The organism is Paenibacillus sp. HJGM_3, assembly GCF_045062745.1.
Lineage (GTDB): Bacteria > Bacillota > Bacilli > Paenibacillales > NBRC-103111 > Paenibacillus_AA.
The window spans coordinates 82,808-96,830 of record NZ_JBJGED010000011.1; the positions used below are offsets into that span (position 1 = coordinate 82,808).

13 protein-coding genes are annotated in these 14,023 nt (G+C 58.3%); 4 read left to right on the plus strand and 9 right to left on the minus strand.

Annotation, left to right across the window (positions count from 1 at the left end; genetic code table 11):
• The first annotated feature begins 251 nt into the window (after positions 1-251).
• Positions 252-2,150, plus strand: coding sequence for an acyltransferase family protein (locus tag ACI5FR_RS14230; RefSeq protein WP_405455264.1), 1,899 nt, complete (start codon positions 252-254; stop codon positions 2,148-2,150).
• A 20-nt stretch (positions 2,151-2,170) separates the two neighbouring features.
• Here the strand turns inward: ACI5FR_RS14230 and ACI5FR_RS14235 are convergent, their stop codons facing one another.
• The 4 genes from ACI5FR_RS14235 to ACI5FR_RS14250 form a co-directional block, all read right to left on the minus strand.
• Positions 2,171-3,088 carry a YihY/virulence factor BrkB family protein gene (locus ACI5FR_RS14235; RefSeq protein WP_405455266.1) on the minus strand — a complete coding sequence of 306 codons (918 nt, stop codon included), beginning with the start codon at positions 3,086-3,088 and terminating at the stop codon, positions 2,171-2,173.
• Positions 3,089-3,230: 142 nt separating this feature from the next.
• Positions 3,231-3,998 carry a sugar phosphate isomerase/epimerase family protein gene (locus ACI5FR_RS14240; protein ID WP_405455267.1) on the minus strand — a complete coding sequence of 256 codons (768 nt, stop codon included), beginning with the start codon at positions 3,996-3,998 and terminating at the stop codon, positions 3,231-3,233.
• 141 nt (positions 3,999-4,139) lie between these two features.
• Positions 4,140-5,663, minus strand: a complete 1,524-nt coding sequence (locus tag ACI5FR_RS14245) for a glyoxalase superfamily protein (protein WP_405455269.1) — start codon at positions 5,661-5,663, stop codon at positions 4,140-4,142.
• 21 nt (positions 5,664-5,684) lie between these two features.
• The gene (locus ACI5FR_RS14250) at positions 5,685-6,485 is read right to left on the minus strand and encodes an HAD family hydrolase (RefSeq protein ID WP_405455271.1); all 801 of its coding nucleotides are present in this window, start codon (positions 6,483-6,485) and stop codon (positions 5,685-5,687) included.
• 165 nt (positions 6,486-6,650) lie between these two features.
• Between ACI5FR_RS14250 and ACI5FR_RS14255 the strand changes: the two genes are divergently transcribed.
• Positions 6,651-6,887, plus strand: coding sequence for a DUF3951 domain-containing protein (locus tag ACI5FR_RS14255; RefSeq protein ID WP_405455273.1), 237 nt, complete (start codon positions 6,651-6,653; stop codon positions 6,885-6,887).
• A 14-nt stretch (positions 6,888-6,901) separates the two neighbouring features.
• On the opposite strand, the gene ACI5FR_RS14260 is transcribed toward ACI5FR_RS14255, so the two are convergent.
• The gene (locus ACI5FR_RS14260; protein WP_405455274.1) at positions 6,902-7,780 is read right to left on the minus strand and encodes a LysR family transcriptional regulator; all 879 of its coding nucleotides are present in this window, start codon (positions 7,778-7,780) and stop codon (positions 6,902-6,904) included.
• Between the two features lie 126 nt (positions 7,781-7,906).
• On the opposite strand from ACI5FR_RS14260, the gene dapA reads away from it, so the two are divergent.
• A complete protein-coding gene (gene dapA / locus ACI5FR_RS14265) occupies positions 7,907-8,800 on the plus strand; it encodes a 4-hydroxy-tetrahydrodipicolinate synthase (protein ID WP_405455276.1) in 894 nt (297 codons plus the stop codon).
• Positions 8,801-8,872: 72 nt separating this feature from the next.
• On the opposite strand, the gene ACI5FR_RS14270 is transcribed toward dapA, so the two are convergent.
• The 4 genes from ACI5FR_RS14270 to ACI5FR_RS14285 all read right to left on the minus strand — a co-directional run bounded on the left by ACI5FR_RS14270 (position 8,873) and on the right by ACI5FR_RS14285 (position 13,074).
• Positions 8,873-9,637, minus strand: a complete 765-nt coding sequence (locus ACI5FR_RS14270) for a TIM barrel protein (RefSeq protein WP_405455278.1) — start codon at positions 9,635-9,637, stop codon at positions 8,873-8,875.
• 24 nt (positions 9,638-9,661) lie between these two features.
• The gene (locus ACI5FR_RS14275; protein WP_405455279.1) at positions 9,662-10,894 is read right to left on the minus strand and encodes an aminopeptidase; all 1,233 of its coding nucleotides are present in this window, start codon (positions 10,892-10,894) and stop codon (positions 9,662-9,664) included.
• A 103-nt stretch (positions 10,895-10,997) separates the two neighbouring features.
• Positions 10,998-11,879, minus strand: coding sequence for a hypothetical protein (locus ACI5FR_RS14280; RefSeq protein ID WP_405455281.1), 882 nt, complete (start codon positions 11,877-11,879; stop codon positions 10,998-11,000).
• A 262-nt stretch (positions 11,880-12,141) separates the two neighbouring features.
• Positions 12,142-13,074 (minus strand): manganese-dependent inorganic pyrophosphatase, encoded by a 933-nt coding sequence (locus ACI5FR_RS14285; protein ID WP_405455283.1) that lies wholly within the window; start codon positions 13,072-13,074, stop codon positions 12,142-12,144.
• Between the two features lie 233 nt (positions 13,075-13,307).
• Between ACI5FR_RS14285 and ACI5FR_RS14290 the strand changes: the two genes are divergently transcribed.
• Entirely contained in the window at positions 13,308-14,015 is a 708-nt protein-coding gene (locus tag ACI5FR_RS14290) for an MATE family efflux transporter (protein WP_405455285.1), read from the plus strand.
• Positions 14,016-14,023 lie beyond the last annotated feature (8 nt).

Genomic DNA, 14,023 nt, shown 5'->3' on the forward strand with positions numbered 1-14,023 from the left:
CCTTTCCGACCGGCTTAGAACCAGCATTTGGCGGGCATTCCCAGCCATTTGCTGGTTTTTTTTGCGGGTGCGCGAAATTTCTCGGATTCTTCATTTTTTTGTAACTAATTGCCCGTGCCGAGCGTTTATAATGAACCGGAGACATAAGAAATGAAAGGGCATTGGCGAGTATGAAACACAGCACAAGAGCAAGCGCAAGCGCAGCAGGAAGCAGGCAAGCAGGACAGGAAGTTAAGTCGGAAAGGCGTTACATGGCAGGTCTGGACGGGCTGAGGGCGCTATCGGTGTTCGCGGTCATCGCCTACCACCTGCATGCGGGCTGGGCCCAGGGCGGGCTGTTGGGGGTCGGGGTATTCTTCGTTCTATCGGGGTATCTGATCACGGACATCCTGGCCGACCAGTGGGGCCGGCATCGCACAATCGATTTGAAGGATTTTTGGATGCGCCGCATCAGACGGCTCATGCCCGCCATGCTCGTCATGATCGGCGCGGTGCTGGCTTGGGCGACGATGTTAGGCCGCACCCAGCTGTCCTCCATCCGGGAGGACGCCATGGCGTCCGTGCTGTACGTCATGAATTGGTGGTACGTGTACCACGAGGTTTCATACTTCGAGAGCTTCGGCCCTCCTTCCCCGCTCGGCCATCTATGGTCGCTCGCGGTGGAAGAGCAGTTCTACCTGGTCTGGCCGATCGTATTCATGCTGCTGCTCCGTTTCGTGAAGCGGCGCGGTCGGATCATCCTGCTCCTGGTCGCCGGCATCGCGGCTTCCGCCGTAGCGATGGCCGTCCTGTACGAGCCAGGCCTCGATCCGAGCCGAGTGTATTACGGGACCGATACGCGGGCGTTCGCCCTGCTGATCGGCGCCCTGCTCGCCCTCGTCTGGCCGAGCCGCCGCTTGGCGACGAAGCTGACGCTTCGTTCCAGGACCGCGCTCGATATGAGCGGAACCGTCGCGCTGTTCACGGTCGGGCTGCTCGTCTGGCGGACGAACGAATATGACGCCGGCTTATACCAGGGCGGCATGGTGGTGCTGTCCATAGCCGCCGCCGTGCTCGTAGCCGTGCTGGCCCACCCGGCCAGCCTATTGGCCAAGGTGCTCGGCTCCGCCCCGCTGAAGTGGCTCGGGCAGCGCTCCTACGGCATCTATCTGTGGCATTATCCCGTTATCATTCTGACATCGCCGTCCGTGCAGTCCGAGGAGTTGAACGTGGTGCGCGCAGCGGTGCAGGTCACAGCCACTCTGATCCTGGCGGCGCTCTCGTACCGTCTCGTGGAGGAACCGATTCGACAAGGCTCGATGGGCAAGCTCTGGAGACGAATCCTGACGGGAGATCACAAGCGTCCGTTCAGGCCCGGCCGGCTGTGGGTGACGTCCGCCGGCACCCTCCTCGCTCTGCTCATGCTCGGCGGGGGCACGAGCGGCTGGTCGCCGTTCATGGACGGGAACGCGGTGAGCGTCGCGGGCGGTGTCCACCCGTCAGATACGGGGACTCCGACGCCGCTGCCGCTGCCGACTCCCACGGCTCAGCCTACGCCTGATACGGCGGCAAAACCGACCCCGACTCCGGGCGGCTCATCATCGCCGGTGCCGACTCCGACACCCACGATGAATCCTCCAAACGGCGGTACAAAACCGACTCCGACACCGGCCGCCTCGCCCGGATCCGGAAAAGGCATAACCGTAATCGGGGACTCCGTCATCCTGGATGCCGGTCCTTATTTGGAGAAGCTGCTTCCCGGCATCCATATCGAGGGCAAAATCGGCCGCCAGATGGCGCAAGCGCCGGAGCTGATCAACCAGCTGAAGGCGGATGGCAACCTGGGCAGCCGGGTGCTGATCGAGCTCGGCACGAACGGCTCGTTTTCCAAGAAACAGCTGGACACCCTGTTCGCCTCTCTGAAGGGCGTACAGCATATCGTTCTAGTCAATACACGGGTGCCTCGGCCCTGGGAGGAAGAAGTGAACAACACGCTTGCCTCGTATGCGGCGACGTGCTCCAATGTCACCCTCGTCGACTGGCACACGGCGAGCAAGGACAAGAGCGAGCTGTTTTATGACGACGGCGTGCATCTGAACCCCGAAGGCGCGGAATTTTACGCCTCTTTGCTGGCCCAAGCGTTCGAGCCGGTCCATTCGACCGGCAGTTAAATAACGATCCCGCCCCTCGATCAGGGGGCGGGATTTTTGGTTGAGCCTTTGGGCAGCCATTTTTTCAGCCATGGAAACGACCAGCCGAATGCTTTGCACTCCGGCTTCACGCGTCCCTCCCGGCTAAACGCAAGCGTTGCATTGAGCTGACCGCCCAAGATGACCATAATCGAGCTGATGTACAGCCAGATGAGGAGCACGATCACTCCGCCTAAACTGCCATATGTACGAGTGTAGTTGCCGAAGCGGTTTACGTAAAAGGAGAAGACCAGCGAAATCGCGATCCACCCTATCGTCGTGAAGATCGCTCCGGGAATGACCTCACGGATTCGCAGTCTACGGTTCGGCGTGATCCAGAAGAGCAGAGTGAACACAGCGAGCATCGCAGCGACAGGCACGGTATATTGCATCACGGCCCAAATACGGTCGAATTGATCGGCATTGGTCATGAAGCGGAATAGGTATTCGCCGATCGCCCGGCCGAAAATGACCATGCCCATGGAGAGTAAAATAACGACGGCGAGCACCAGGGTCGACAGAATTGAGATGCCTCTCACTTTCCAAAAGGCTCGGTTCTCCTCCACGTCATAAGCCCGGTTCAGCCCTTTGATAATCGCGTTAATTCCGTTGGAGGCCGCCCACAGGGTCGCAATCATCCCGACGGAGAGCAAGGTCTGGCTTTTGTTTCCGGACACTTCGCTTAATATGCGCGTGATCAGTTCCTTCGCCGCCTCCGGCAAAATCGAGATCCATTCCCAGATCACCTCGTCGCCGGACAGCTGAAAAAACGAGATGATGCTGATGAGAAAAATGAGGAACGGAAAAAAAGACAAAATCAAATAGTAGGTAAGTTGAGCCCCAAGCGCCGACACCTCGTCGTCCCGGACCCGGTTCAGCATACATTTGGTTACATCGATGAGCCTCTCTCGACGAGTCATCCTTCCGCCCCCTCCCTTGCCTTTATACTGTTACTATACCCGAATGCACCTTAATGAAGCACGAAGAGGAAGCCGCACCGGAACTTGGCAAGTCCGGATCGGCTTCCTCTCGAGTATTCATTCATCACAGATCTCGTTCGCCTTATCGTTCGCAGTAAGGGAGCAAGTTGTTGAAGCTGATGGCCAGGCTCTCGAACGGATCGCGCAGGCACACGTCTTGCTCGACCACATACCATTCTACCCCGATGTCGCGGCAGGCATGTAGGATCTCGTCCCAGGGCATGTTGCCCTCGCCGATCTCCGCGAACACTTGCTTGTCTTCGACAATCGCCATGTCCTTCAGATGCACGACCTTCATCCGGCCGTTCACTTTGCGAATCCACTCGGCCGCGCTCGCACCGCCCGCGTGTACCCAGTACGTGTCGATCTCGAAGCCGAACGACTCGCGGTCCGATTGCTCCATCAGGATTTGCAGAGCGGGCATGCCGCCGTACTTCTCGAACTCGAATTTGTGATTATGATAAATGAACTGCAGGCCTTGCTCGCTAAATTTCCGGCTGATGACGGAAGCTTCCTTCGCGAACGTCTCATAGCCTTGACGCGAGCCGCGGAACTCGACCGGAATGCCACCGATGCCTACGTAAGCGCAATTCCACAGCTTGTGCTCGGCGACCAGCCGGTCGAAGTCGTTCTTCATCCGGTCGTAGCTGACGTGGGTTGCACAGATCGACAGTCCGTTCTCGTCGGCCAATTGCTTGACGACCGCGGGATCGATCGGACCGATGCCCGATACTTGGACCGACTCGTAGCCGATTTCCCTTACTTTGCGCAGCGTGACGGCGAGATCGTCCGCCGTCTTGGAATATTCCCGGAGCGTGTACAGCTGAGCTGCGATCATGGAGCGTTTCATGGAATCACCTCGTTCGAGAATTGGGACTAGCACTCCCAAATATTGTACGTCGATATGGGGGACGGCTGCAAATTATTTTTTCGCCCGCAGCCGCTATCGCCAAGCGTATCATTCAAGCCGCATCACTCCGTCATTGTAGGTTTAGATGCGTTCATAGAAAATGATCTTATTGCCGGCCGGGTCTTGGATACACATTTCCTTCGTTCCCCATGAAGTGGTCTGCAGGCCCGGGCGGGCGTATTTGTAAGCACGGCCGAGCAGCTCCGCCTGCATCCGCTCGATATGTCTCACCTCGAGGCGGACGGCCGACCCGGGCGTGGCGTCGCCGTGATGCTCCGAGACATGAAGCATCGCACCCAGACCATCGGACAGCTGCATGTACAGGGGGGTGCCCGGCTCGAAGCGATGCTCCCAATCGAGGCGGAACCCGAGGAAGCCGATATAGAACTCCTTCGTCTTCTCTTCGTCAAACATGCGAAGGATCGGGATGGCCCCGTGGGGGGCTGATGCAGGAGCGCCGAGCTCATTGTATGCCTTAAGCAACGTAGCCCGATTGCGTACGAGGTGCGCTTCCCGCAAGCTGCGCCGCAGCAGCTCTTCCTCTATGCCAAGCGCTTCGGGCGAAGTCGGGCCGCCGACCTGCCGCAGCAAGTCGCGGATCGTGTCCGGACTCGGGACACGGGGCAGCTGCGAAACGATCTCCCCCCAGTGCTGCTGGAGTGTGCCGCCGGATTCCACCGACCGGATGAACTCCGCGATTACCCCGCATGCCACCCCCACCTTAGCGCCATGAAGCAGCTGTTTGCGGCCGAGCCGGATATACTCCATCTCCCAGTAATGGGACAGGTGATGCTCCGAGCCGGATGCCGGGTGCGATTGACCGAACAGAAGCATCGCAAGGCCCGATTCGATAAGCGCATTCGTAAGAACGCGAACCCCCTCTTCCGAGCGTGCGCCTATGTCTCCCGCAGCGTTGACGCAAGCGTCCAGCGCCCGGCGCGTGATGTCCGCCGCCGCCTCGCAGTAGGGCTCGCCTGCGGTCAGATGGCCAAATTTCCAATCGAACAGGGACGTATATTTGCCGAGCATGTCTCCGAACCCGGCCGCGATCATCGGCTGCGGAGCGGCCATCAGCACGTCCAGATCGGCGAAGATCGCCTCCGGGGCAATGGCGGGAACGGTCGTCTTGATGCCCCGGATAATGAGAGGCGCCCCGATCGAAGTGAACCCGTCGACCGAAGGCGCGGTTGGAACGGACACGAACGGCTTGCCCATCTTGTAAGCGGCGAAGCGCACGAGATCGTGAATCGTGCCGGCTCCGACGGCGAGCAGCGCCGAAGTCGCCTCGTGCCGAACCTCCAGCAGCAGCTGGACAAGCGACTGTTCATCCGCTACGATATCGCCCCGGTCATCGGGCTTCAGCACAATTACCGTCGTCTCGATCCCCGCCTCCTCCAGTCGCGCATGCAACGCCTCGCCGGCCGCCCGAAGCGTGTTCGCGTCAGCGACGAGCGCGACGTGCCGGTGTCCGCGATCCTGAAGATAGGAGGCCGTTTGGCCCAACGCTCCGCGTTCCACAACGATGGCATCCATCGTTATGGCTCGATGCTGCCCGCATCGGCACGGTTCAACCGATTGTAACAGCTCCTCAATCCTAGCCAGCACAGATCATCTCTCCTGTCCCACTCATTTCAACAAATACGTGTCGACCGCGTAAGCGATGCCGTCCTCATGCATCGGCTTCGTCACGAAGCGCGCCCGCGCCTTCAGCTCGTCGATCGCGTTGCCCATTGCCACACCCATGCCTACGCTCTGGATCATCTCCAGGTCATTAAGTCCATCGCCGAACGCGGCGGCTTCCTCGGGCGCGATATTCAAATGCTGCAACAGCCGGAGCAGCCCGTTCGCCTTGTTCGTCCCGACCGGATTCAGGTCGATCGCCCAATCCCGCCACCTATGACGATAATAAGTCTCTGTAGTCTGCTGGAGATCCGCTGCGCTCAAATACGCGGGCTCCTCCTCGGCCGTGCAGAAGAGAATGCACTGATACACCGGCGGCAGCTCGGCCGTCTCCAACCCTTCCACCGGCAGCCGATCCGGATCCATGAACCCGATCTCTTGACGGGCTTGGTGAAAATGCGGTGCGTCTACCCCAGCATTCATATACATGCGCTTCGAGCCATAAAGCAACACCGTATGTTTCCGCCGACTGGCTTCTAAGAGCCAACGGCGTACGGTGGCCGGTTCGAAGGCGCTGCCGAATACGGTTTCCCCCCGGTAGCCTACATGGCTTCCGTTGCACGTAATCGCCCAATCGATGTCGAGCTCTTCCCTAAGCGAAGCCATCTCGTGCTCGCTGCGGCCGGTGCAAAGCGCGAGTGCAATCCCTTGTTCCTTCAGCTTGCTCAGGGCGGCCTTCGTCGAGGCGGGTAGATGATCCCGCTCCCGCAATGTGCCGTCTACATCAAAAGCTGCCAATTTAATCATCGTGTGCCACCCCATCGTCGAATATGTCCCTAATTATAGCAGAGGATGTCAGGGAGTAGGGCGAATTCCATCAATTCGCATCGAATTAAACAAATATTAAAGAAACCGACGCGGGGAACATCCGTATACAATCTACAAATCTTTCAATAAAGGACGGGTGCGCCCATGATTTCGTTCTATATCATCCTTTCGCTAGTCGTCCCTATTCTTGCTCTGCTCGGCATCATTGTCGTGAAGATGATCCGGAACCGGACGATTCCCGACAGCCGCTACACCCCGTTCGACTACGTTACCGGCCAAACACCGGTTGAATTCCACGAGGAGAAGGAAACGCAGCAAGAAGAAGACGACTCCGGGGACGGCAACAAGAAAGACCGCCACAAGCTGCGGTTCCGCTTGTAAGGGGCTCGGGAGCATCAGGCCCCCTCCTGCTTCAACTGGTCGATGAAAGCCACGTGGGATTGCGAAAGCCATTTCTTCGTGTGATACACCAGCTGGATATCGAACGTCAGATCCTGGTGGACGAAAGGAAGTGCAATGAGGTCGCCGTTCGCCAGTTCTCCGGCAACCGAGATTCGCGGCAGCAGCGCAATGCCGAGCCCATACAGCACGCATTGCTTGATCGCCTGCAGGCTGCCCAGCTCGAACGCGATGCGGTAATCGACACCCCCCTCCTTCAGCAGCCGGATGAACGCAGCGCGGTACAAGCAAGCTTCCTCCGCCACGATGAACGACTCCCCGTTCAGTTCATGGAGCGTTACCTCCGCGATCCGGCTCAAAGGATGACCGGGCTTCGTCACCAGTAATAGCGGCTCCCTTCGAATCCGGATCCCTTCCAGCGGACGGCTCGGAGGGGCGTCGCTTAGCAGGACGCCCATGTCGAAGCTTCCTTCCTTCACCCGCTCGTACAAGCTAGCTTCTTCCACCGTATGCAGGGTGAGCCGGTTATTCGGGAACGCCTTCTGCCATTGCTGCAGATAAGGCGGCAAGTAAAACGAGGCTAACGATTCGATCGTACCGATCGATAGATTCCCCGCTGCATGACGGCCGACCGTTTCCTTGGACTCCTCGTACAGCTCCAGCATGGGCCGGGCGAGTTCCCACAGGGCGACGCCCGCCGCAGTCAGGCGCATGCCGCGGCCGAACCGCTCGAACAAGGGAACGCCGTACGCCTGCTCGAGCTTCTGAATTTGAGCCGTTACGCTCGATTGCGCGTAACCGAGCTCTTCGGCCGCCTTCGTGAAGCTCTGGCATTTCACAATTTCCCGGAACGTTTGAAAGTAGGTCAAGTCCACCGCTCAGCGCCTCCATCCCATCACAGTTTTCGATATTATATATCACTTATTATAGATAACTCCGATCAGGCATTCCATGCTATAGTGAAGGCAATTCCATCAGCATTAATCCGAGGAGTGATTCCTATGCTAAACGCTTCCCAATTGAGAGGTGTTCATGTCCCGGTCATAACCCCTTTCCGGACCGACGGGACGCTGGATCTTCCCTCCTACCGCGCCTACTTGACCTGGCTGCTGCAGCATCGCATCCAAGGGGTTATCGTTGGAGGAACGACCGGAGAGTCCCCCGCGTTGTCGTGGGGGGAGGTGGAGCAGCTCACCCTAGCCACCCAAGGCGCGATGAATGAGGCAGGCGCCGTCCTGCCTCTCACGATCGGGACCGGTACGAACGACACCGCCACGTCCATCCATCGTACCGAACGGGCTCTCGCTCTCGGCGCCGATGCCGTCCTGGCGGTCGTCCCTTATTACAACCGCCCGTCGCCTGCCGGCATCCTCGCCCATTATCGGGCGATCGCCGAAGTCGGCCTTCCTGTGATTGCGTACAACATTCCTTACCGGACCGGCGTGGAGCTGTCGACGGATACGGTCCTGCGCATTCTGGACATCCCGAATGTGATCGGGCTGAAGGACAGCTCCGGCGGCATCCGTCAGCTGCTCGAGCTGTCCCGGCGCACCTCGAAGTCGATCCTGTGCGGGGAGGATGCCTACTTCCACGCCGCATTATGCGCCGGAGCGAAAGGCGGAATCCTCGCTTCCTCGTGCGCATTCCCTGGCGAGCTCGCCGACGTGTATGAGGCTGTACAGCAAGGTAGGCTGCCGGAGGCGAAATCACAGTTCGACCGTTTGCTGCCGCTGATTGAACTGCTCTACCGCGAGCCGAATCCCGCCCCGCTGAAATGGCTGCTCCGGCACCGGGGCCTTATTGCTTCCTCCTCGCTCCGCTTGCCGATGACGGAGATCAGCCCCGCCCTGGAGCAGGAGCTGACGAACGAGCTCGGAGACATTTACCTGCATTAGCACGCAAAAGAGCCGAAGCCTCTCGGTCGAGAGACATCGGCACCTTTGCGATACTGGCTAATATTAAAGGAACTACCCGATCTTTTGCAGAATGTCGCGTTTGAACCGGTCCAGCGCGAGATCGGGATCGACCGTATATCCGCACTCCAGCCCCACGAAGCCGTCGAAGCCCGCTTGGTTAATGGCATTAAGAATATGGACGTAGTTCAACTCCCCGGTCCCGGGTTCCTTCCGGCCCGGATTGTCGGCGATATGGTAATGGTTGATGCGGTCCCGATAGCGGGTTGCGTTGCGAGTCACATTTCCTTCGGTAATCTGCTGGTGGTAGACGTCGAAGACGAGCTTCACGTTCGGGCTGTCGACGGCGTCAATGATCCGTACCGCCTCGTCGGAGGCTTGCAGGAAATGACCGGGGTGATCGACCAGCCCATTCAGCGGCTCCAGCTCGAGGACGACATTCGCCCGCTCGCACAGAGACGCGCATCGCTTCAGCGTCTCGACCATCGCTTCGATCTGCGGCTCCCGGGACACCCCCTCCAGCGCTTTGCCCGTCTGCGAGATGATGGAGCGTGTCCCGAGTCGCCGGCACGCTTCGATCGTCTCGGCCAACCCGGCTATGTACGCTTCCCGTTTCGTGCCGTCTACGAGATTGAACTCGTTCGTGCAAGTGGCGATAATGCCGACGCCGAGCCGTTCCTGGGCCTTCGCCACCTCGACGAGATCCAGGTTCCACCAAGCGTAATACTCGAGGCCGTGGAACCCGTGCTCCCGGATTTTCTCCAGATGGTAGATTGCGTCCTGACCTTTATAAGCCCCGATGCAGAGTGAAATGTTCATCGTGTCGTTTCCCCTCTTCACGAATTAGAACGCCCAATTGCCTTCGCGGAAGATCGGCTCCCGCCGGCCATCCTCCAGCACGCCGTCAATGTCCATCTCCGGCGAGCCGACCATAAAATCCACATGCACGAGACTCGTATTGACGCCCGCTTCCGCCAATTGCTCCTTCGTCATCCCCGCCCCGCCCTGCAGATTGGTCGGATAGGCTTGACCGAGCGCCAGATGGTTCGAGGCATTCTCGTCGAACAGCGTATTGTAGAAGATCAAGTTCGCGTTCGAGATCGGCGAATGGAACGGCACGAGCGCCACTTCCCCCAGCCGCCGCGACCCCTCGTCGGTATCCAGCAAATGCTGCAGCGTCTCGCGGCCGGTCTCGGCCTGCATATCGACAACACGCCCGTTCTCGAACGTAAGCGAGAAGTTGTCGATCACCGTGCCGCCATAGTTCAGCGGCTTCGTGCTGCGCACGACTCCGTTCACGCCGTCCTTATGCGGCAATGTGAACACTTCCTCGGTCGGCATGTTCGGATTGAACATAACGCCATCCTGAGCATCCTTCGAACCGCCCAGCCACGCGTGATTGTGCGGCAGGTCGATCGTCAGATTCGTGCCGGGCGCCTTATAGATCAACTGACGGTATTGCTTCCCGTTCAAGTAATCGACCTTCTCGCGCAGTCGGGCGTTGTGCTCGTGCCAGGCGGCGATCGGATCGTCGAGCTGTACGCGCGTTGCTTCGAAGATAAAGTCCCACAGGCGCGAGACCGCCTCCTCGATCGGAAGCTCGGGGAACACTTTGGCGGCCCAAGCCTCGTTCGCCACGGCGATCAGCGACCATCTGGCCTTGTAGCTCATCGAATTGGCCCGGTATTTGCTCAGTGCGGATGAGGCAGTGCGCTGCGCGGTCGCAACCCGCTTCGGGTCGATGTCCTTCAGCAGGTCCGGATTCGGGGATAGAACGCTTATGAACGCAGCTCCGTTGTCGCTCAGCTCCTCCAACCCTTTCGCTCTCCACATCGGATATTCGGAGAACGCCTCCTCCGGGGCTCCCTTGTATTTGATCAGGGTGATGATATCGTCGTTCCAGTCGACTATGACGTTCTTCGCCCCGGCCGCGTACGCTTCCTCCGCGATTTTGCGAATCAAGTCTTTGGCTTCGATCGGCGCGTTCACGAACAAGGTTTGTCCCGGCTGGACATTGACTCCGACGCGAACGGCAAGTTTGGCGTATTTCTTCAAGTTGTGGTCCATGCTGCTCATAGCCGTTTAGATCCTCCGATCCCCGTAGGGTTGTCAGTATGTACACGGTCATCATAGTGCATTCCGGTGACCGTGTAAAGCGCGGCGCATTGCTCCGCTAAAGTCAGGATCCCCATTGGGCGGTTCGCGATGCAGGGGCAGCTGCACGACGGAGCATCAGGGCTCCGACGGCAATTGTGACCAGGAAGCAAAATCCGGCGACTAGCGGGAGGACGGACACTTCCATTACGGCGTCGCCGTTCCAAGTTTGCCATCCGATGGCAAGAAGGCCAAGAACATAAGCGATCCCCGTGATGTGGATCCCTCTGCGGCGCACATGCGGCGCCTTCGGGGAACGCTCGGCGAGCCAAGCGACCAGCGGCATCACTTGCAGAGCGTGGAACCCGAGGCCATGCAGCCAGATGATGTTGCCTTCTAGTCCCGTGGTGCGCCCTTGATTCATCGAGATCCAAATGCCGGCGGCGAACGAAATCACGACGGCGACCATCGCATACCGGATGCCGACATTCAGTTCCGGACGGAGTGCGTAGGCGCGCGACTTGAAGAATTGAACCGCCAAGTACAAGTACACGACCACCAGAAGCAGCGCCACGAGTGCAAAAAGGTTACCGACCGCGTAGTCGAAGGCGCTTCCGTCCTTCACGAACCTGGGGTTCACGCCGCGCATATTTTGCACCGTCTCCGCCCCATAGGAGTAGAGCGCCAGTATGACGTAGAAGCGGCGAAAAAACGCGCGCCCCTTCTCGCCCAAGCCCGACAGCGGAATGATCGCCGCTGTAGAGAGAATGAAGGCGCCTAGCGCGGCATTAAACGAGATGGCCTTCGTCACGTCTCCGTCCGGGGCGACCTCCCCGCCCCAGATCAGCACCCACACGGCGCACAGCGCCGCCAGTACGAAGCCGAGCAGTCCCGTCAGGACAAGCGCTTGCTCCCCTTGAAAAAAGCCAACCTTCGCATTCGACATTCCCAAAGCTTGATTTTTCATTCCGATTCCATTCCTTCCCTCGTAGAGTTTTGATACATTCACTCTACCGGATGGAAAAGAAAGTCATAACAGGCGCGGGAATGAACTTGATTTCGTGCCGCGGACGGTTCGGAAGCTGGACCTTGGTCGTGGTTGACCTTTCCAAAGCACAACGAAGCCTTGCACACGTATTACCTGAATGATGGTAAACTTCTGACACTCCGAGCACATGCAAAAAAGCCGCCAAGTTCCTAAGAACTTAGCGGCCCTCAAGCCAAGACGCTTATTGCTTGGTGAACGTATCGGTCAATACCGGCACGATCTGCGACTTGCGCGACACGACACCCTTGAGCGTGATGCGGTTGCCCGACAGCTTCTCGTTGTAGGCTTGCTCCACAACGCCGGCCGAACGGCCAAGCGCCACGCCGATGGAATCGTTGTTCAGGATGTCCGTGACGACGAACAGGAACAGGTCAAGCCCCTTTTGCTCGATAATGGCGTTCAGCGCCGCTTCCAACTCCGATTGGCGCGACAGCACGTCGTTCGTATCGACTGCATTTACCTGGGCGATCTCCACCTTGTAGCTGCCCATCTGGAATTCCTTCGCGTCGAGCGAGATGAGCTGGGCGATCGACTTGTCGCTCAGATTAGCACCCGCCTTCAGCATGTCAAGGCCATAGGTCTCCAGGTTGACGCCGGCAATGTCGGCGAGCTCACGGGCTGCAGCGACGTCTTCAGGCGTGCAGGTCGGCGATTTCAGCAGCAGCGTGTCGGATACGATGGCGGATACCATCAGGCCCGCTACCGATTTCTCAATGGCGATTCCGTTTTCTTTGTACAGCTTATTCAAGATCGTAGCGGTGCAGCCTACCGGCTCCGCTCGGTAATACAGCGGATGCGCCGTCTCGAAGTTGGCGATGCGGTGATGGTCGATCACTTCGGTAACGCGGACTTGGTCGATGTCGCTGACGCTTTGCTGGCGCTCGTTGTGGTCGACGAGGATGACGCTTTTCACTTCACCCGCTACCGTCTCTACCAGGCGAGGAGCCGCCGCTTGGAACGTGTCGAGCACGAATTGAGTTTCGCTGCTGACAGCGCCGAGCCGGACTGCCTCTACGTTTTGCCCCAGCTTCGTCTTCAAATCGGCGTATGCGATCGCCGAGCAGATTGTATCCGTATCCGGATTTTTGTGGCCGAAAATCAGTACTTTTTCCATCACGATTCTCCTTATCCATAATCTAAAGGTTCTTGTCCACTCTCGATTATAGCGTCTTATTCACCTTATTCCAATCCCTTTACCAAGAATTTCCGACGGGCGGACAAACCTCTCTCTATCATCCCGTATCCCGTTCCGGAAAGCAAATGTTTACAATAGGTTTCGTTAGACAGCGGCGGGCTGAGGTGGGATAATGTTTGATGTTAATCCAAACATAGGGGTCTTGCACAAACATGAACAACACAGAGCTTTTGGATCGAAACGCGGAAACGCGGCCGTCTTGGAAAAAGCTGAGTCTCTTCGCCCTGACTTGGCCGATTCTCGTGGATTCCGTGCTGCGGATGATGCTCGGCACCGCGGACGTATTTATGCTGAGCCGCATCTCGGACGGGGTAGCCGGCGCAGTCGGGCTGGCGAATGAAATCATTGTTTTTTGCATTTTGATGTTCGGTTTTGTCGGCATCGGCACGAGCGTAGCCGTGACCCAATTTTTAGGCGCGGGACAACGGGAGACGGCGAGCCGAATATCCGCTTTGGCGGTTACGATGAACCTGATTTTCGGCTTGGCCGTCAGTGCGGTGATCGTCGTTTTCAGCGAACCGGTTATGCGGCTGATGAACCTCGCCCCGGAGCAAATCGCCATCGCCAACAAATATTTGCTGCTCATCGGCGGCTTCATTTGGGTGGAGGCGATCTCCTATGCGGTATCCTCCATCATCCGGGCAAACGGCAATACATGCGACGTCATGTTCGTTACTTTGGGCGTCAACGTGCTGCACGTGACCGGCAACTATTTGCTGATCTTCGGCCACTTGGGTTTCCCGGAGTGGGGCGTGACCGGAGCGGCGATCTCGACCATCGTCAGCCGGATTCTCGGGGTCATCGCCTTGTTTATCTTGATGTACCGCCGTGTGCCTAGTCCGATTCGTCCGAAAGATTAAATCCGGTT